Source organism: Microbacterium sp. Leaf288, from assembly GCF_001422925.1.
Taxonomy (GTDB): domain Bacteria; phylum Actinomycetota; class Actinomycetes; order Actinomycetales; family Microbacteriaceae; genus Microbacterium.
This window is the reverse complement of sequence record NZ_LMNI01000012.1, coordinates 793,681-812,127: the sequence shown is the minus strand read 5'-3', so window position 1 is coordinate 812,127 and position 18,447 is coordinate 793,681. Positions and strand designations below refer to the sequence as shown.

At 70.0% G+C, this 18,447-nt stretch carries 14 protein-coding genes; 11 read left to right on the top strand and 3 right to left on the bottom strand.

Annotated elements, in window-relative coordinates; translation table 11 throughout:
• Positions 1-14 precede the first annotated feature (14 nt).
• The 3 genes from glmM (at position 15) to ASF40_RS17165 (ending at position 4,444) form a co-directional block, all read left to right on the top strand.
• Positions 15-1,373: a phosphoglucosamine mutase gene (gene glmM, locus ASF40_RS17175; RefSeq protein WP_056371196.1), complete on the top strand. Its 1,359-nt coding sequence runs from the start codon at positions 15-17 to the stop codon at positions 1,371-1,373.
• A 145-nt stretch (positions 1,374-1,518) separates the two neighbouring features.
• Positions 1,519-2,358, top strand: a complete 840-nt coding sequence (locus ASF40_RS17170; protein WP_056371194.1) for a universal stress protein — start codon at positions 1,519-1,521, stop codon at positions 2,356-2,358.
• Positions 2,359-3,403: 1,045 nt separating this feature from the next.
• Positions 3,404-4,444, top strand: a complete 1,041-nt coding sequence (locus tag ASF40_RS17165; RefSeq protein ID WP_056371192.1) for a LacI family DNA-binding transcriptional regulator — start codon at positions 3,404-3,406, stop codon at positions 4,442-4,444.
• 5 nt (positions 4,445-4,449) lie between these two features.
• Here ASF40_RS17165 and ASF40_RS17160 read toward each other — a convergent pair whose 3' ends face one another.
• Both ASF40_RS17160 and ASF40_RS17155 read right to left on the bottom strand, forming a co-directional pair.
• Entirely contained in the window at positions 4,450-6,093 is a 1,644-nt protein-coding gene (locus ASF40_RS17160) for a glycoside hydrolase family 32 protein (RefSeq protein WP_056371190.1), read from the bottom strand.
• An 85-nt stretch (positions 6,094-6,178) separates the two neighbouring features.
• Positions 6,179-7,792 (bottom strand): glycoside hydrolase family 68 protein, encoded by a 1,614-nt coding sequence (locus tag ASF40_RS17155; RefSeq protein WP_056371189.1) that lies wholly within the window; start codon positions 7,790-7,792, stop codon positions 6,179-6,181.
• A 198-nt stretch (positions 7,793-7,990) separates the two neighbouring features.
• Here ASF40_RS17155 and ASF40_RS17150 point away from each other — a divergent pair, with 198 nt between their 5' ends.
• The 8 genes from ASF40_RS17150 to ASF40_RS17115 all read left to right on the top strand — a co-directional run bounded on the left by ASF40_RS17150 (position 7,991) and on the right by ASF40_RS17115 (position 17,470).
• Entirely contained in the window at positions 7,991-9,079 is a 1,089-nt protein-coding gene (locus ASF40_RS17150; RefSeq protein ID WP_056371187.1) for a LacI family DNA-binding transcriptional regulator, read from the top strand.
• A gap of 41 nt (positions 9,080-9,120) precedes the next feature.
• Complete coding sequence (locus ASF40_RS17145) at positions 9,121-10,410, top strand: sugar ABC transporter substrate-binding protein (RefSeq protein ID WP_056371185.1); 1,290 nt, start codon at positions 9,121-9,123, stop codon at positions 10,408-10,410.
• Between the two features lie 58 nt (positions 10,411-10,468).
• Positions 10,469-11,410, top strand: coding sequence for a carbohydrate ABC transporter permease (locus ASF40_RS17140; RefSeq protein WP_082497133.1), 942 nt, complete (start codon positions 10,469-10,471; stop codon positions 11,408-11,410).
• Position 11,411: 1 nt separating this feature from the next.
• A complete protein-coding gene (locus ASF40_RS17135) occupies positions 11,412-12,365 on the top strand; it encodes a carbohydrate ABC transporter permease (RefSeq protein ID WP_056371181.1) in 954 nt (317 codons plus the stop codon).
• A complete protein-coding gene (locus ASF40_RS17130) occupies positions 12,362-13,321 on the top strand; it encodes a carbohydrate kinase family protein (protein WP_200919514.1) in 960 nt (319 codons plus the stop codon). Before ASF40_RS17135 ends, ASF40_RS17130 begins: the two co-directional genes overlap by 4 nt.
• An 88-nt stretch (positions 13,322-13,409) precedes the next feature.
• Entirely contained in the window at positions 13,410-14,375 is a 966-nt protein-coding gene (locus ASF40_RS17125; RefSeq protein ID WP_056371179.1) for a family 43 glycosylhydrolase, read from the top strand.
• An 85-nt stretch (positions 14,376-14,460) separates the two neighbouring features.
• A complete protein-coding gene (locus ASF40_RS17120) occupies positions 14,461-16,479 on the top strand; it encodes a glycoside hydrolase family 32 protein (RefSeq protein ID WP_200919513.1) in 2,019 nt (672 codons plus the stop codon).
• Between the two features lie 229 nt (positions 16,480-16,708).
• A complete protein-coding gene (locus tag ASF40_RS17115; protein ID WP_235560270.1) occupies positions 16,709-17,470 on the top strand; it encodes a hypothetical protein in 762 nt (253 codons plus the stop codon).
• Between the two features lie 9 nt (positions 17,471-17,479).
• Here ASF40_RS17115 and ASF40_RS17110 read toward each other — a convergent pair whose 3' ends face one another.
• Positions 17,480-18,424, bottom strand: a complete 945-nt coding sequence (locus ASF40_RS17110; RefSeq protein WP_056371177.1) for a Ppx/GppA phosphatase family protein — start codon at positions 18,422-18,424, stop codon at positions 17,480-17,482.
• Positions 18,425-18,447: the final 23 nt, after the last annotated feature.

Sequence of the window (18,447 nt, the reverse complement as noted above, 5' to 3'; positions counted from 1 at the left end):
GGCTTCCATTCCGTATGCCGATCTTTGGCACGGACGGGGTGAGGGGGCTGGCCAACGGCCCCCTCACCGCCGATCTCGCACTGTCCCTGGCCCAGGCGACCGCCGTCGTCCTGGGCCAGGGTCGTTCCGCCGAGGCGCGCCGCGCCGCGGGCAAGCGGCTGACCGCCGTCGTCGCCCGCGACCCGCGCGTCTCCGGCGAGTTCCTCTCCGCCGCGGTCGAGGCCGGTCTCGCCTCGTCGGGCGTCGACGTCCTGGACGCCGGCGTGCTGCCGACCCCCGCAGCGGCGTACCTGATCGCCGACATGGATGCCGACTTCGGCGTCATGGTCTCGGCATCCCACAATCCCGCTCCCGACAACGGCATCAAGATCTTCGCCCGCGGCGGCGTGAAGCTGCCTGACATCGTCGAAGCCCGCATCGAGGCCGCCATGGCGGGCCCGAAGCTGCTGCCGACCGGCGCTGCCGTCGGGCGCATCCGCCGCTTCGCCGACGCCGAGGACCGCTACGTCGTGCACCTGCTCGGCTCGCTGCCGCACCGCCTCGACGGCCTCCACGTCGTGCTCGACTGCGCGCACGGCGCGGCCTCCGGCGTGTCGCCGCAGACGTTCGCAGATGCGGGCGCCCGAGTGACCGTCATCGGTGCAGACCCCGACGGCTGGAACATCAACGACGGTGTCGGCTCGACCCACCTCGATCAGCTGGCCGAGCACGTGGTGCGCGTCGGCGCCGACGTCGGCATCGCGCACGACGGCGACGCCGACCGCTGCCTCGCGGTCGACGCGACCGGCAAGGTCGTCGACGGCGACCAGATCATGGCGGTCCTCGCGGTCTCGATGAAGAGCCGCGGCGAACTCAAGGACGACACGCTCGTCGCCACCGTGATGAGCAACCTCGGACTCCACCGTGCGATGTCGGCCCACGGCATCCACGTCGAGACCACCGCCGTCGGCGACCGCTACGTGCTCGAGCGCATGAACGAGCAGGGCTTCTCCCTCGGTGGCGAGCAGTCGGGCCACGTCATCATGAGCGACTACGCGACGACCGGCGACGGCCTGCTCACCGGCCTGCACCTGGTCGCCGAGATGGCGCGCACCGGCAAGACGCTCGAAGAGCTCGCGTCGATCATGACCGTGTACCCGCAGGTGCTCGTCAACGTGAAGGGCGTCGACCGTACCCGCGCCGCCACCGACGAGGGGGTTCAGGATGCCGTCGCCCGCGCATCCGCAGAGCTCGGCCTCTCGGGGCGCGTGCTGCTGCGCCCGTCGGGCACCGAGCAGCTCGTGCGCGTGATGGTCGAGGCCGCCTCCGAGGACGAGGCCCGCCGTCACGCCGACGAGCTCGCCGGCGTCGTGCGCGAGCGCCTCTCGCTGTAACTCCGAGGGCGACGCCTTCGTTCGAACGCGGTGGGCCTTCGGGCCCGCCGCGTTCGTCGTTCCGGCGGCGGGATTTGTCACGGCTCGCGTGCCTGCCGCCGCCGAGGCGGTCGGGCTAGCCTGAAGGCATCCGAGAGGAGCCATCGTGGGTGAAGCGATCGTCGTCGGAATCACGGATGCTGCGGTCACGCGTCGAGCGGTCGACTGGGCAGCGCAGCGTGCGGTCGAGAGGCGCCAGCCGCTCGAACTGCTCGCAATCGTCGGAGGTGCGGTCGGCGCCGTGGGGGAGGACTCCCTCGTCGACGCCGCACTCGCCCAAGCCGTCGAGCTCGCCGAGGCCGAGGCATCCCGAATCGCATCGACAGGTGCCGATGTGCGCACTCGCGTCGAACGGGGCAACCCTGTCGCGAAGCTGCTGGATGCCTCGACCGACGCTGCGCTGCTGGTCATCGGCAGTGACTACCAGGGGTCGGGCTCGCGCGCGCATCGCGGTGCCCACGGCCTGCGCATCGCCGCGGGCGCGCACTCGCCGGTCGTGGTGATCCCGGACTTCGACGTCACGGGCCGGGCCGGAGTCGTGGTCGGCGTCGACGGCTCGCCGGTGTCGGAGAAGGCCGTCGCCTTCGCCGCCGCCGAAGCCGACAGGCTCCACGAGCCGCTCATCGCCGTGGCGGTGTGGACGCCGCTCGAGGTGCCGCGCAATATGGGCGCGTACCCCGTGCAGTACCTGGAGAACATGGAGAAGCTCACCGGCGAGGCGCTCGGGCTCTCTCTCGCCGGGCTCGCCTCGCGCTACCCCGATCTCGAGATCGTGCGCCGCGTCGAGCGCGGCTATCCGTCGCACATCATCAACGAGCTTGCGGGCACGGCACGCCTCGCGGTGGTGGGCTCACACGGCCGCGGCGCGCTGGCACGCTTCCTCCTCGGCTCGATCAGCCAGGAAGTGCTCGCGCGCCTCGAGACCGCGGCCGCCGTCGTGCGCTGAGCGATCGGCGGAGTCCGGGGCGCAGCCCGTCCTTTCGGGCGAGAACGCGTGATAGCACCACGCGCGTGTCGTGCTTGGTGCTGTCGTGAGGTTTCGCGTGCAGCAGGTCCGGATTTCGGGCTCCCGGACGCTCACCGGACCTGCCGCGGCGCAAGACCCGGAGAGCGGGCGCATCTGCGATTTCCGGTCGCTCGCGAGGGGGCGGTGGCGGTGGTCCGCAGCATCCGTCCGCTCGTCGGCCTTGGCGCCGTCCGCTCGGTCTTCGCGCCGGCGTGGACTCGCGAGAACGCGCGATAGCACCACTTGYGTGTCGTGCTTGGTGCTGTYGTGAGGTCTCGCGTGCAGCAGGTCCGGATTTCGGGCTCTCGCACGCTCTCCGGACCTGCCGCGCCGCGGAGACCCGGAGAGCGGTCGCACCTCCGATTCCGGATGGCTCGAGGGGGCGGTGGCGGTGGGGCGCAGCATCCGTCCGCCYGTCYTTTCGGGCGAGAACGCGTGATAGCACCACTTGCGTGTCGTGCTTGGTGCTGTCGTGAGGTCTCGCGTGCARCAGGTCCGGATTTCGGGCTCCCGGACGCTCTCCGGACCTGCCGCGGCGCGAAGACCTGGAGAGCCGTCGCATTTCCGATTTCCGGATCAGTCTCGAGGGGGCGGTGGCGGTGGTCCGCAGCATCCGTCCGCCCGTCCTCTCCGGCGAGAACGCGTGATAGCACCACGCGCGTGTCGTGCTTGGTGCTGTCGTGGGGTCTCGTGTGCAGCAGGTCCGGATTTCGGGCTCTCGCACGCTCTCCGGACCTGCCGCGGCGCGAAGACCTGGAGCGCGGGCGCATGTGCGATTTCCGGATCGGTCTCGAGGTGGCGGTGGGGCGCAGCATCCGTCCGCCCGTCGGCCTTGGCGCCGTCCGCTCGGTCCGGCGTGGACTCGCGAGAACGCGCAATAGCACCGACGGTGTGTCGGGTGCGGTGCTGTTGTGATGTCTCGCGCGCGCACGGCGGACGCGCGCCGGGTCCGGACCGCCCGCGCCCCGCGCCATAGGCTGAGGGTATGTCTGGCAAGACCGGCGGGCGCGCGCGCGTCAGCGACGTGGCCGCCGCCGCGGGCGTCTCGGCGACGACGGTCTCGCACGCGCTGAGCGGCGCGCGAGCGGTGAACGCCGAGACGCGCGAGCGGATCCTCGCCGTCGCCCGTGAGCTCGGCTACGTCCCCGATCGGGTGGCCAGCGGACTGCGCCGCCGCCGCACCGGCGTCGTGGGCCTGATCGGCGACGACCTCGCGGCGACCCCGTTCGCGGGCCGCATCATCGAGGGCGCCCGGCGGGCCGGACTCGAGCGCGACGTGCTGCTGATGGTCGCCGAAAGCGGCGGCGACGCCGAGGCGGAGCGCGACCTCGTCGCGCGCTTCCTCGCCCAGCGCGTCGACGGCCTCTTGATCGCACGCATGTACCACCAGCGCGTCGAGCAGCCCGACGTCCCCGACGACGTACCCGTCGTGCTGGTGGATGCTGCGCCGCAACCCGGCTGGGAGGTCGACGCCGTCGTGCCCGACGAGGCGCAGATCGCGGCACTCGCGTGCGAGCGGCTCACGCGTGAGGGGCACCGCGACATCGCGTACGTCGGGACCACGGACGAGTCCCGCGCCGCCCGCGGCCGCCTGATCGGCGTGCGATCCGCCCTCGGAGACTCGGGCATCGCGCTGGCCGACGGTCGGCTCGACTTCTGCACGTCCGATGCGGCAGGTGGTCGAGACGCCGGAGGGCGACTCCTCGATCAGCCCGTCCCGCCCACGGCCATCATCTGCTTCAACGACCAGATCGCGATGGGCGTGATGCAGGCTGCGGCCCGCCGAGGGATCTCCATCCCGGCGGGCCTCTCCGTCGTGGGGATCGACGATCTGCGTCCGGTCGCCGACGCCCTCGACCCCGGGCTCACCACGGTCGCGCTGCCCCACGCCGAGATGGGGCGGTGGGGGATGACCCGGCTGCTCGACCGCATCGACGGGACCGCACCTCCGATCGGCGACGGCATCCACCTGCTCCGCGGCTGGCTGGTCGAGCGGGAGTCTGTCGCGGTGCCGCAGCCCCGGTAGCCGAGCTACCCGCGCGCCGAGCCCCGTTCGACCGGCGCGACGCGCAAGGGCGTGAGGCTGGCGCCCGTGACCGCGACCTCGTCTCGAGACCCCTCGAGCTGCAGCCCTCGCACGCCGGTCGTGCCGAACGTGGCCATCGTGAGCGCCGCGCGCCCGCCGCCCGCGAAGACCTCGATCGAGGAAGCGTCTACGACGATGTCGAGCGCGATGCGCCCATCCGCCGGTTCCACCGCCGCCGTGCGCACCTCGCGGTACGCCTCCGGCATCGTGTCGGAGACGGCGTCGGCATCGCGTGCCACGAACACCGACCGCGCCTCGAAGTCGTAGCCGACCGTCGCGAAACTGCCGTCGCCCGTGAGGACCTTCACTCGAAGCTCGCCGGCCGGGCTCGCAGCATCCAATCGCAGTCGATACGCGCCCGATGCCGGCACCGCGACGTCCACGGCTTCACCGTCGCCCAGCCGCGCATCGTCGAGGTTCTCGGTCTCGCCTTCCAGCGATTCCAGCTCGGGTGCCGGCTCCGAGTGCAGCGTCGCGCGCCCCTCGTCGTCGCCCAGGGTGATCTTGCGCACGAGGGAGTCCGACCCGCCGTGCCAGTCCTCGGTCGGGAACCCGCCCGCGTAGGCCCAGTTGTTCATCCAGCCGATGCCGTACCGCGACGCGAGGCGGTCGTGCTCATCCCGGCGCGGGTCGTCCCACGTGACGGCCGCGTAGTAGTCGGGGCCGTGGTCCAGCCACTGGTGGCCGCTGCCGTCGGCCGTGAAGTGCTCGCCGTCCCACTCGCCCACCCAGTACGCGGTGCCCGTCGTCATCCCCTCCGCGGCGCCGTTCGCGCCCGCGACGAGCACCCACCGCACATCGTCGGGATCCCCGTCGACCGCCATGGGGAACAGGTCGGGGCACTCCAGGACGCCGAGGTCGGTCGTGACGAAGTCCGAGGAGTAGGTCCAGTCGCGAAGATTCGGCGAGGTGTAGAACCCGATCCGGTCGTGCTCGGCGAGGGCCATCACCCAGCGTCCGGCCGCGTCGTCCCAGAACACGCGCGGGTCGCGCCAGTCCGCGACGCCGGGGTTCTCCATGACGGGATTGCCCTCGAAGGACTCGAAGCGGTAACCGCCGTCGCGCGAGACGAACAGGGACTGGCGCTGCACGCCGTCCACCTGCTGCGTGACGAGCGCGATCACGGCACCCTCGCCGAACCCGGCCGTGCCCTTCTCATCGACGACCGCCGTGCCGGTCCAGATGTCGCCGAGGCCGTTGGCGTACTTGTCGATCGCGACGCCCTCGTCCTTCCAGTGCACGAGGTCGGTCGAGGTCGCGTGGTACCACGCGGTGCCGTTCCCGTCCGGGTAGTCGGCGTTGTAGAGGTAGTAGTAGTGCCAGACGCCGTCGAGCAGGAACGGCTTCTGCGGATCGTTCATCCAGTTCGCCTCGGGCGTGAGGTGCACACTCGGCCGGTGCGCAGACCAGCCTGCGGGCCGCTCGAACGCGTCGGTCGTCGCGGACGGTGAGGGCGCGGCATCCGTCCCGCCGCGCTCGGACAGGGCGACGGCGATCGCCGCCACGAGCACGATCGCCGCCGCCGCTGCGGCGACCACGACGAGGAGGCGCCGCCGGGGCGACGCGGATCGGGTGTTCTGCGTGTGCATTCGGTCTCCTTCTCGGCTCGGAACGGGACGAACGGATGCCTCGGCACGGGGGCCGTGCCGAGGCATCCGCTCGACGGTCTTCAGGTCAGGGCAGCGGCGTGACCTTGCCGCCGTTGTTGACGTTGATGTTCGCCGGGATGTCGGCGTAGCCGCCGAGCCCGCCGGTCCCGTACGAGTAGTCGACCGCCGACGAGGCGCCGTCGATGTCGATCTTCACGGTCGGCGCGAGCGTGCCGCCGCGGCGGAAGTCGCCCTCCGTGCCGACCGTGTCGATGAACGACTGCACCAGTCCGCCGGGCATCACGTAGTGCGAGTACGCCTGGAAGTGCCCGATCGGCTGGTTGAAGTCCGGCGCGAACGGCTGTCCGCCCGCGAAGTTCAGGTTCGTCGGGTTGCCCAGTGCCAGGCCCGAACCGGAGTTCATCGGCTGGTAGTCGCTGCGGATGCCGTCGCCGACGAACCCGTAGACGCCCTCAGGGCCATCGATGCCGTTCGCGAACGTGCCGCGGTGGCTGATGGTGAAGAGGTAGTACTTGCCGTCCTTCATATAGATCTGCGGACGCTCGGTCTGGTCGGTGACGCAGTTCGCCGACAGGATGGGCGGCAGGAACTCCCACTCGGTGAGTTCCTTGTTCTTCGCCTTGGCGAGGCCGACGTTGCCGATCTGGTACGTGGCGCCCGAGGCGTTCACCTGCTCGACCGTCTCCGCGTAGGGGTCGCCCTCGCGGTAGCCGAGGTCCTCTTCGTTGCACGTCGCGGACTCGCGCGGCATGGCGGAGTTGCCCTCGAAGACCATGTAGGTCTCACCGGGGTGGGCCGGGTCCTCGAACGTGAACGGGTCGCGGAAGTTGAAGAACTCGTTCTGCGCACCGGTCTGGTAGTACGTGCCATCGGCCTGCAGCAGGTCGGTGACCTTGTCGAATCCGGTCAGCTTCACGCCGTTCTTGTTGGCGTGCACCTTGCCGACGCTCAGCGCGATGCGCGGGTCGTAGGGCTTGCGGTTGCTGCCGTCCTCGTTGCGGTAGAACGCGACGTCCGTGAAGAACAGCTTGATCTCGCCGCCCTTCGAGATGCGCGCCGACCCCGACCACTGGGTCTGGTGGCTGTACGACTGGTCGGGGAAGATCTTGCCGGTCACCCCTTCGTCGAAGACGAGGCCGCCATACGTCCAGCCGCCGTTCGCCGGACGCTCATCGGCGGGGACGCCGGCGGGGCGGTAGAAGTAGCCGATCTTCGCGAACACGTGGCGCTCGTCGAACACGAGGTTGCGGTCGGCGACGAGCGAGAAGATGATCTCCTGGCCGTTGACGCTGTACTGGTTCGCGTCCTCATCGGTCAGCGGCCACGAGTCCCAGACCCACACCTGCTCGTTGCTCATGTCGGGGAAGTCCTGCGCAACCGCGGGCATGGTGAGCTCGGCGGGCATCGAGTTCTGCTTCGAGCCCGCGGTCGGGTCCGACAGACGCTTGAGCTGGCGGGCGTCCGCGCGGGTCCACTTCGCGGTGAAGTCGTCTTCGGGGGCGTACGCCTGCTGCGTGTGCGCCGTCGGCTGGGGGCCGTCCTGCAGCTCGGGCGTCGCCGGCGCGGCCGGTGCCGCGAGGGCTGCCGTGGGCAGGCCGACGAGCACGGAAGCCGCGACCGCAGCGGCGGTGAGGCCGCCGGTCAGGACGCGCCTGACCTTGTTCGGGGGAGTGTGCATTTCTGATTCGCTCCTTGGATTCTCCGGGATGCAAATCGATTTGCATCCCGCACTCATCGTTGCATGTGCGAGCCGATCGCGCACATGCGGATGCAGGTGCATGGAGTTCGCCGAAACGTGGCACTTGACGGTTCGCCGTCACTCGGTCCATAATCAGATCCGCTCGATAAATCGATTTAACACGAGGGAGTGTCACTGATGGCGAGGGCTCGGATCTCAGACGTCGCGGCAGCGGCCGGCGTCTCGGTGACCACGGTCTCGCTCGTCATGAACGACGTCGAGTCGCGCATCTCGGCGGAGACGCGCCAGCGCGTCCGCGAGGCGGCCCGTGCCGTCGGCTACGCGCCCAGCTCGGTGGCACGAGGGCTCCGCACTCAGCGCACACGCACGGTCGGACTCATCTCCGACCAGATCGCGACGACGCCGTTCGCCGGTCGCATGCTCGCCGGCGCGCAGGACGCGGCGCGCGACGCCGGGCACCTCGTCTACCTCCTCGACACCGGCGGCGACGCCGCGATCGAGCGCGAAGCGATCGACGCGCTCACCGCACAGCAGGTCGACGCGATGATCTACGCGTGCATGTGGCACCGGGTGGTGGATGTCCCGCAAGGCGTCCTCCCGAAGACGGTGCTGCTCGACTGCCGGCCCGTGAACGGCGGCTACCGCAGCGTCGTGCCCGACGACCGCGCCGGGGGAGCCGCCGCCGTGCGCGAGCTCGTCGCCGCCGGCCACCGGCGCATCGCCTACCTCGACACGGATGACCCCGGCCCGCTCGCATCGCGACTGCGCCACGAAGGGTACCTCGAGGCGCTCGCCGAGGCCGGGATCCCGGCCGACCCGGCGTTGCACGTCACCGGCGAGACCTCCGCCCACGGCGGTCGCGCCGCGGCCGAGGCGCTGCTCGACCTCCCCGACGACGAGCGCCCCACCGGCATCTTCTGCTTCAACGACCGCATGGCGGCCGGCGTGTACATCGCCGCGCACCGCCGCGGCCTCGACATCCCGCGCGATCTGTCCGTCGTCGGCTACGACGACCAGCAGCTGATCGCCGCGGAACAGGATCCCCCACTCACCACCGTCGCGCTGCCCCACTACGCCATGGGCCGCTGGGCGATGGAGGTCGCGCTCGGCGTCCGCGCGGAAGGGGATGAGGACGCCACGCACCTGATGGAGTGTCCCGTCATCCGACGAGACTCCGTAGGCCCGCCGCCGGCGCAAGTCGCCAAACCGAACCGGCGACGGGCTTCACACACCGAGCGGCCGCCACAGGCGGCCCCCGATCGGTGACCCACGCGGGCGTGAGTCACCAAGAAAAGGAAACCACAACAATGCGCACAAGGACCCCGATCCTCGTGTCCGCGGGCCTGGTCACGGCGATCGCCCTGACCGGGTGCGGGCAAGCCGGCCAAGGTGACACCACCACCGCGGACGGCCGCACGCAGTTGACGATGTGGACCCACTCGGCGGGCAACCCTGCCGAGCTCGAGGTCTACGAGCAGATCATCTCCGACTTCAACGCGTCGCAGGACGACTACGAGGTCGTCCACGAGTCGTTCCCGCAGGGCGCCTACAACGACGCGATCGTCGCGGCCGCGGCATCCGGCGATCTTCCGTGCCTTCTCGACCTCGACGGTCCGATCATGCCGAACTGGGCCTGGGCGGGCTACCTGCAGCCGCTCGACCTTCCGACCGAGATCACCGACTCCCTGCTGCCCACGGCCGTCGGCGTGTGGGATGACGAGATCTACTCCGCCGGCTACTGGGACGCCGCACTCGGCATCTTCGCCCGCAAATCGGTGCTCGACGCCAACGGCATCCGCATCCCGACCGTCGACGAGCCGTGGACCGCAGACGAGTTCGACGCGGCGCTCGCCACGCTGAAGGACGCCGGCTACGAGACGCCGATCGACATCGGCGCCGAGGACACCGGGGAGTGGTGGCCGTACGCCTACTCGCCGTTCCTGCAGAGCTTCGGCGGCGATCTCATCGACCGCGACACCATGCTGTCGGCCGACGGCGCGCTCAACGGACCCGAGGCGGTCGCATGGGGCGACTGGTTCGCGGGCCTCTTCGCGGACGGCTACGCGGGCAACAGCGGCACCGTCGGCAACCAGGAGTTCATCGACGACCAGGTGGCGCTCAGCTACACCGGCGTCTGGAACGCGGTGGCCGCGCTCGACGAGGTCGGCGACGACCTGCTGATCCTGCCCCCGCCGGACCTCGGCAACGGCCCCAAGATCGGCGGCGGCTCGTGGCAGTGGGCGATCTCGTCCAAGTGCAACGACGCCGACGGCGCTCGCGCGTACCTCGAGTTCAGCTTCCAGGACAGGTACATCACCGAGTTCGCCGACAAGCAGGTCGTGATCCCGGCGACGGATGCCGCCGCCCAGGCGTCCGAGTACTTCGGCGATGACGGCGCCCTGCGCCCGTTCGTCGAGTTCTCGCAGAAGTACGCGGTGCTGCGCCCCGAGACGCCCGCGTACGCGGTCATCTCGACGACGTTCGAGACGGCGGCGAAGGACATCATGAACGGCGCCGACGTCCAGGAGACGCTCGACCGTGCCGTCTCTGAGATCGACGCCAACATCGCCTCGAACGACGGCTACGGCTTCCAGTGATCCACCGTGCCGGCGAGGGCCTCGAGCCCTCGCCGGCGCACTCCCCGAGAGATCTGTCATGACTGTCACTCCTCCGACGGTCGCTGCCGAGGAACCTCGGCGCGCCTACCGTCGCTTCCGCTCCATCAAGGGTCGCGAGACCTGGGCAGGACTGGGGATGATCGCCCCCGCGGCCGTCCTCCTCGTGCTGTTCCTCGTGATCCCCGTGATCCTCGCCTTCGGGCTGTCGTTCACGAACGCGCGTCTCATCTCGCCGAACCCGCCGCGGTTCGTCGGCTTCGACAACTTCATCCGCGCCTTCACCGCCGACCCGGTGTTCGTGCAGTCGGTCGGCAACACCGCGCTGTTCGCACTCGTCGTGGTGCCGGTGCAGGCGGCGCTCGGACTGCTCCTCGCGGTGCTCGTCAACCGGCGCATGCGCGGCGTGACCGCCTTCCGCGTGATCTTCTTCGTCCCCGTCGTGACCTCGATCGTCGTGGTCTCGATCCTGTGGAAGTTCATGTACCAGAAGGACGGCCTCATCAACGCCATGTTCGATGCACTCACCTTCGGGGCGTGGTCGAACGTCGACTGGCTGAACGACCCGAAGACGGCGCTCGGCGCGATCATCGTGCTGTCGATCTGGCAGGCCGTCGGGTTCCACATGATCATCTGGCTCGCGGGCCTGCAGACGATCCCCGAGGAGCTCTACGAAGCCGCCAAGATGGACGGCGCGAGCCCATGGCGCCAGTTCACGAACGTGACGTGGCCGGGCCTCAGGCCCACCATGGTGTTCGTCCTCGTCACGATCACCATCGCCGCCCTCGGCCTGTTCGTGCAGGTCGACGTCATGACCCAGGGCGGACCGGTGAACTCGACCTCGACCATCGTGTTCCACGCCGTGCGCAAGGGCTACGAGCAGCAGGAGATCGGCTACGCCGCGGCGATCTCGCTGATCTTCTTCGTCGCGGTCCTCGCCATCGCGCTCATCCAGCGCCGGCTCACGCGAGAGAAGGACTGACATGACCGCCACCCAGACTCTGACGACGGCACCTGCCGACTCGCGCCGTGCCGCGCGCCCGGCGCCGGCTCGCAGCGAGAAGGCGCAGCGCATCCGGGGCAAGGTGTTCCTCTACATCGCCCTGTCGCTGTTCGGGATCGTCTTCCTGTTCCCGCTGGTCTTCATGTTCGTGTCGAGCCTCAAGCCCGACAGCCAGATCCTGCAGGACATCGACTCGCCCGCGGCCTTCCTCCCGGTCGGCGACATCAGCCTCGACAACTACTTCGGGGTGTTCGACCGTGTGCCCGTCGCGCAGTTCATGTTCAACTCGGTGCTCGTGACGGTGCTCACGGTGGGGCTCGGGCTCATCGTCAACTCGATGGCGGGCTTCGCGCTGTCCCGGCTGGCGTGGAAGGGCCGGATCGTCGTGCTCGCGCTGATCATCGCGACGCTGATCGTCCCGTTCGAGACGATCGCGGTGCCGATGGTCTACTGGGTCGCCCAGCTTCCCACCCTCGTGATCGAGGGCGGCGTGCCGAAGTACGACTTCGGCTGGCTCAACACCTACGAGGTGCAGATCGTGCCGTTCATCGCGAACGCGTTCTCGATCTTCCTGTTCACGCAGTACTTCTCGACCATCCCGAAGTCGCTCGACGAGGCGGCCCGCATCGACGGCGCGAGCTGGTTCACGATCTACCGCCGCATCCTGGTGCCGCTGTCGGGCCCGGCCTTCGCGACCGTGGCGATCCTGACTTTCCTGCCGGCGTGGAACCAGTACCTCTGGCCCCTCATGGTGGTGCAGAAGGAGGAGCTGCGTCCGGTCATGGTCGGCATGCAGTACTTCTTCCAGCTGAACACCGCGTGGGGCGAGGTGATGGCCTACACCTCGCTCATCACGATCCCGGTGCTCATCGTCTTCCTGGTGTTCCAGCGGGCGTTCGTCAGCAGCATCGCGGCGAGCGGGGTGAAGGGATGACCGAACGGATGCCGCGCATCGTGGTCGTCGGCGAGGCCCTGGTCGACATCGTCCATCGTGCCGACGGCGCTGTCGAGGAGGCGCCCGGCGGCGGCCCCGCGAACACCGCGCTGACGCTGGGCAGGCTGGGGCGGCGCCCGACGCTGATCACCCGCCTGGCGGAGGACGACCGGGGTCGCGGTGTGCGACGGTGGCTCGGGGAGTCCGATGTCGAGGTGGTCGCCGTCGCGTCGGCGCGCACATCGACGGCCACCGCCCACCTCGATGCCGGCGGTGCCGCCTCGTACGACTTCGACCTCGAGTGGGACCTCGGGGCGGACGCCGCGAGCCTCGAGGCGCTCGTGAGCGCGGCCGATGTCGTGCACGTCGGCTCCGTCGCGGCGGTGCTCGAACCCGGCGCGGACCACGTCCTCGCACTCGTGCGGTCCGTGCGCGGACGGGCGATCGTGACCTATGACCCCAACATCCGGCCGTCGCTGGTCGACGACCCGGACCGCGTCCGGGAGCGCGTCGCCGGGCTGATCGAGCTCGCCGACGTCGTGAAGGCGAGCGATGAGGACATCCGGTGGCTCCACCCCGGACGGGACGTCCGGCAGGTCGCACGGGAATGGGTCGCTCGGGGCCCGCGACTCGTCGTCGTCACCCTCGGGTCGGAGGGTGCGATCGGCGTGACCGCCGACGGCGAGGTCGCCGTGCCCGCCGTCGTGACCGAAGTGGTCGACACCGTCGGGGCCGGCGACACGTTCATGGGCGTGCTCATCGACAGCATCGTCGGCAGCGACGAACTGCGGGCATCGCTCCGGGCGGCGGGTGGCAGCTGGGGCCGTGGGGACCGTTCGTCCGTCGTCGAATCACTCCTGCGGAGATCCGCCTACGCGGCGGCGATCACCGTCTCGCGGCCAGGCGCCGATCCTCCCCGACGTGCCGAACTCGCCGCGCCGGCGACGGCACGGTAAGCCGCATCTGACACTCGCACTCCCCGCCCGCCGGGCGGAGGGGCTCACCATCGCGCGATTCCCGCGCACGACTCTTGAAGGAACTCTCGTGTTCGACCTCCCCGATTCCTGGGTATGGGACTACTGGTTCGCCGACGACGGCGAGCGTTACCACCTCTTCTTCCTGTACGCCTCGCGGGCGCTCCACGACCCCGAAGCCCGCCACTACCGCGCCTCGATCGGGCACGCTGTCTCGACGGACCTCGTCGAGTGGACGCGGGTGGCCGATGCGCTGGTGCGCAGCGACGCCCCCGCTTTCGACGAGCTCGCCACGTGGACCGGATCTGTGGTGCGTCACCCGGACGGGACATGGTTCATGTTCTACACCGGCGCGACTCTCGCTCCCGGCGGTCAGAACGTGCAGCGGATCGGCTACGCCACGTCGCCGGACCTCTTCACGTGGACCAAGGCCGACGGCCCGGTGCTCGAAGCGAACGGGCCGTGGTACGAGAAGCTCTCGAGCGGCGCGTGGCACGACGAGGCCTTCCGCGACCCGTGGGTGTTCGCCGACCCGGGCGGGGACGGCTGGCACATGCTCATCACGGCCCGCTCTCCCGAGGGACCGGTGGACGGACGCGGTGTCATCGGGCACGCCTGGTCGGCGGACCTGCGCACATGGGAGCTGCGCGAACCGCTCAGCGCGCCGAGCGTCGAGGGATTCGGGCAGCTCGAGGTGCTGCAGGCCGAGATCGTCGACGGGCGCCCGGTGGTGATCTTCTCCTGTCTCAAGGAGCAGAGCACCGAGTCCCGGCGCGCCGCTGCGGCCGGCACCTGGGCGGTTCCGGCGGAGAGCCTGCTCGGACCGTTCGACATCGACGCCGCGTATCCGCTGACCGACGAGCACCTGTACGTCGGGCGCCTGCTGCAGCGCCGTTCGGACGGCGAATGGCTGCTGTTCGCGTTCCGGAACATCGGCGAGGACGGACGGTTCGTGGGCGGCGTCACCGACCCGATGCCGGTGCGTTGGGATGGCGGGCGACTCGTCCGCCATGAGGCGGTGGCTGTCTCCGCCTGAGGTTCGAGGCCGGGGCTTCGCGGACGAGCCCCGGCCGGCCCGCCTCTCGGCGGGCGGTGTCCGCGCCGACAGAAGGATGACGATGATGTCAGTTTCGAAGCGACGCTCCGCGCGTCTGACGGCCGGCGCGCTGGCCGTGATCGCGGTGGGGATCGGCGGAGGGGTGGCGGGAGGCGTCGGCGATGACGCCGCGGCTGCCGATTCCGCCGCCGACTACCGCGCGCAGTACCACTTCACGGTGCCCGACCATTGGAAGAACGACCCCCAGCGGCCGGTCTTCGTAGACGGCAAGTTCCACTACTACTACCTCTATAACAGCGACTACAACGCGGACCCGACGGCGAACTTCGGCACGGAGTGGCGGCTCGCGACCTCGTACGACGGGGTCGTGTTCGCCGATCAGGGTGTCGCCGCACCCAAGAAGACGAACGCGAACTACGACCTCTGGTCGGGGTCGACCGTGGTCGACGAAGCGAACACCGCCGGCTTCGGGGCCGGCGCCGTGGTGATGCTCGTGACGCAGATGGACCATCCGACACCGGCTCAGCAGGCGAACGCCTCAGGGCCGCAGGCGCAGTTCCTCTGGTACTCGACGGACGGCGGCCGCAACTTCCGGCCGTACGGCGATCAGCCCGTCATCCCGAACGGCGGACGCGCGGATTTCCGCGACCCGAAGATCGTGTGGGACGCCGAGCGCGGCCGATGGCTCGCGCTGATCGCCGAGCGCGACCGGGTGAGCTTCTACACGTCTCCGGATCTGAAGACATGGTCCCGCACCTGGGAGTACGTGAACCCCGGCATCGGCACGATCGAGTGCCCGGATCTGTTCCGGATCCGCGCCGACGACGGCACGATGAAGTGGGTGTTCGGCGTCAGTGCGAACGGGTACGCCACCGGAGAGCCGGCGACGTTCGCGTACTGGACGGGCGCGTTCGACGGCACGTCGTTCACCTTCGATTCGAGCGCCCCGCAATGGCTCGATCACGGGTTCGACTGGTACGGCGCGGTCACGTGGGAAGACCCCTCCGCGCCGCTGGACCGCCGCTACGCCGTGGGCTGGATGAACAACTGGGACTACGCGCACTCGACCCCGACCTGGACCGCGGCCGGCTTCAACGGCACGGACTCGATCACCCGAGAGCTGCGCCTCACGCGTTACGGCTCCGCGTTCAGCCTGGTGTCGCAGCCGGTGGCGGCCCTCGCCGACATCGCGACGGCTCGGACGGAGCTCGGCGACGTGACCGTGGACGGCTTCCTGCCGCTCGCCTACGAGGGCGACGCGTACCAGGTCGAGGCGGACGTGACGTGGGAGACCGCGACCAACATCGGCCTGCAGCTGCGGCGCTCCGCCGACGGGACGCGTCACGCCGATGTCGGTGTGACCGGCACCTACGCCTACCTGAACCGCGGTCAGACCGGCTACCCGGCCGGAACCTGGAAGACCGAGAGTCGCACGCCCTTCGCCGGCGGTGCCGGCACCGTGCACCTGCGCATCCTGGTCGACCGCACGACGATCGAGGTCTTCGTCGACGACGGAAGATACGTCCATTCGAGCCAGGTGTTCGCCCCGCCGGGTGACGACGGCATCGCTCTCTACTCCTCGGGCGGCCCGGCTGTGTTCCACGATCTGACGATCACCGAGTTCGGCAGCGTCGTGCAGCGGCCGGCCCGGGTGATCGCCGATTTCGAGGGCGACACGTGGGGTCAGGGGTGGACGGCGACGGGGGGCTTCATCGGCGCAGGACCGAGCGCGGCCGACCTGCGCGGACGAGTCGGCGCGCGGGTCGCCGACACCTTCGCGGGCGGGGGAGACCCGGCCACCGGCACGATCACCTCGCCGGCGTTCACGATCGACAGGAACTTCCTGCACTTCCTCGTCGGCGGCGGGGATCATCCGCTGGGCGTGGAGCCCGCCACCTCGGTGCAGCTGCTCGTCGACGGACGGCCGGTGCGCACCGCGACCGGCGCGGACTCGGCGGACCTGCGGCACGTGCAGTGGGACGTCCGCGATCTCGCCGGGCGCTCGGCGCAGTTCCAGATCCTGGATGACGCGACCGGACAATGGGGTCATCTCATGGTCGACCAGGTCGTCCTCTCAGACTGACAGCGGTCTGATGGCCGCGCATTCTCGAGTCGACTTGAGATATGAGACTCCTAGTCTCTAGTCTGGAACGCGTGCACGAGTCGGGGGGCTCATGCACGCCGATCTTACCGGCGGCCCCATGCCGTCGTGTTCGATCTAGTCGGTGCCGGGTTCTGGGGACCCGGCACCGCGAGTTTCTGCGGAGGCGAAGGGGCCTACCGGACAGCGCGCCGAGGACGATAATCGAGTGGTGGAGCAACCCGAATCCCGATCGCGGCGGCCTGCCGGCGAGACGCGAGCCCTCATGCTGGCGGTCGCGGTCGACCGCGTCAAAGAGGAAGGTCTGCTGCTCGACTACGCCAACATCGAGCTCGAGGACCTGATCCGTACGGCCGGCGTGCCGCGCTCGACCGTCTTCCGCATCTGGCCCGACCGCGTGGCGTTCGTCGCCGACCTGGTGCGGGCCCTGTTCGAAGCGGATCCGGGCTTCGACAAGGGGTTCGACGGCGAAACGCTCCGTCACCTCGAGGACGCGGTGGCCGGCGACCCCCAGGTGATGAGCACTCCCGTGGGGCGGCAGATCGCGCTCCGCGAGGCTCTGCGGGTCACCGTGTCGCACAACATGACCGCCGTGGAGCACACCGTGGCCTTCCGGGCCTATCGCGCCATGTCGGCTGCGCTCTCCAGTGGCGACGCCGTGCCCGGCGGGGAGGAGGTCCGTGCGCTGCTGTCCGAGATCGAGGACCGCTACCTGACCCACATGGCCGAGACGTACCGGGGGCTCAATGCCGCCTTCGGGCTCCGCATGCGCGACGGCGTCGACGAGCGCGACCTCGCCGTGGCCATCATGGCGATGGTCGACGGCATGAGCGACCACCGCCGCATCAACCCGGCCATGGTCGACGCGCCTCGTGTCACCGCCCTCGGGCCCGAGGGTCCGCGCGACTGGCACCTCGCCGGCATCGCGGTCTACGGCATCTACACCGCGTACACCGAGGCGATCGAGGCGTAGCCCGCAGGCTCAGGCGCTCGGCGCGCTCCAGCTGAGTGACTCGATGTAGCGCAGCAGCACGCCTTCCCGGAGGGCCCACGGCGAGACCTCGAGCTCGTCCACGTCCATCGCGCGCATGGCCTCGTGCAGCACGACGGCACCGGCGACGATCTGGAACGTCCGGTCCGGCGTGATGCCGGGCAATTCCTGACGCGCCGACGCGGGGATGCGGGCCAGGCGCGGGATCCACGAGCCGAGTGAGGCGCGGGGGAGCAGCATCCGTTCGATTCCCGACCAGCCCGGAACCGGATAGCCGACGAGCTTCGCCAGCGAGCGGATCGCCTTCGACGAGCCCACCACGTGGTCGGGGTTCGCGAGCGAGCCGAACGACGCGGCGACAGGGGCGAGGGTGGCGCGCGCGTGGTCGCGCAGCTGCTCGACGGCGGCTTCGCCCGGCGGGTCGTCGGGAAGGAACTGCACCGTCATGCGCCCCGCGCCGAGAGGGACGGATGCTGCCTGCTCGGGAAGTTCGTCGGCTCCGGCCGCGATCTCGAGCGAGCCGCCTCCGATGTCGAACAGCAGGATCTGCCCTGCCGCCCACCCGAACCAGCGGCGCACCGCCAGGAACGTGTACCGCGCCTCGGTCTCGCCGCCGAGGACCTGCAGCGGCTGGCCCAGCGCCTCTTCGATGAGCGCGATGACCTCGGGCCCGTTCTTCGCCTCCCGGACGGCGCTCGTCGCGGTGGCCAGGAGTTCGTCGACCGATTCGGCGGACGCGATCTTGCGCGCCTCGGTCACCGCGGCGACGAGCGCCGTGACTCCCTCCTCGGTGATGGAGCCGTCGGGAGCGAGGTAGCGCATCAGCCGCAGCACCGTGCGCTGACTCGTCGCGGCGAGCGGCCGGCCGCCGGGGCGGACGTCGGCGACCAGCAGGTGGACGGTGTTCGAGCCGATGTCGAGAACTCCGAGGCGCACGCAAGAAGAGTAGCGGTACCGGA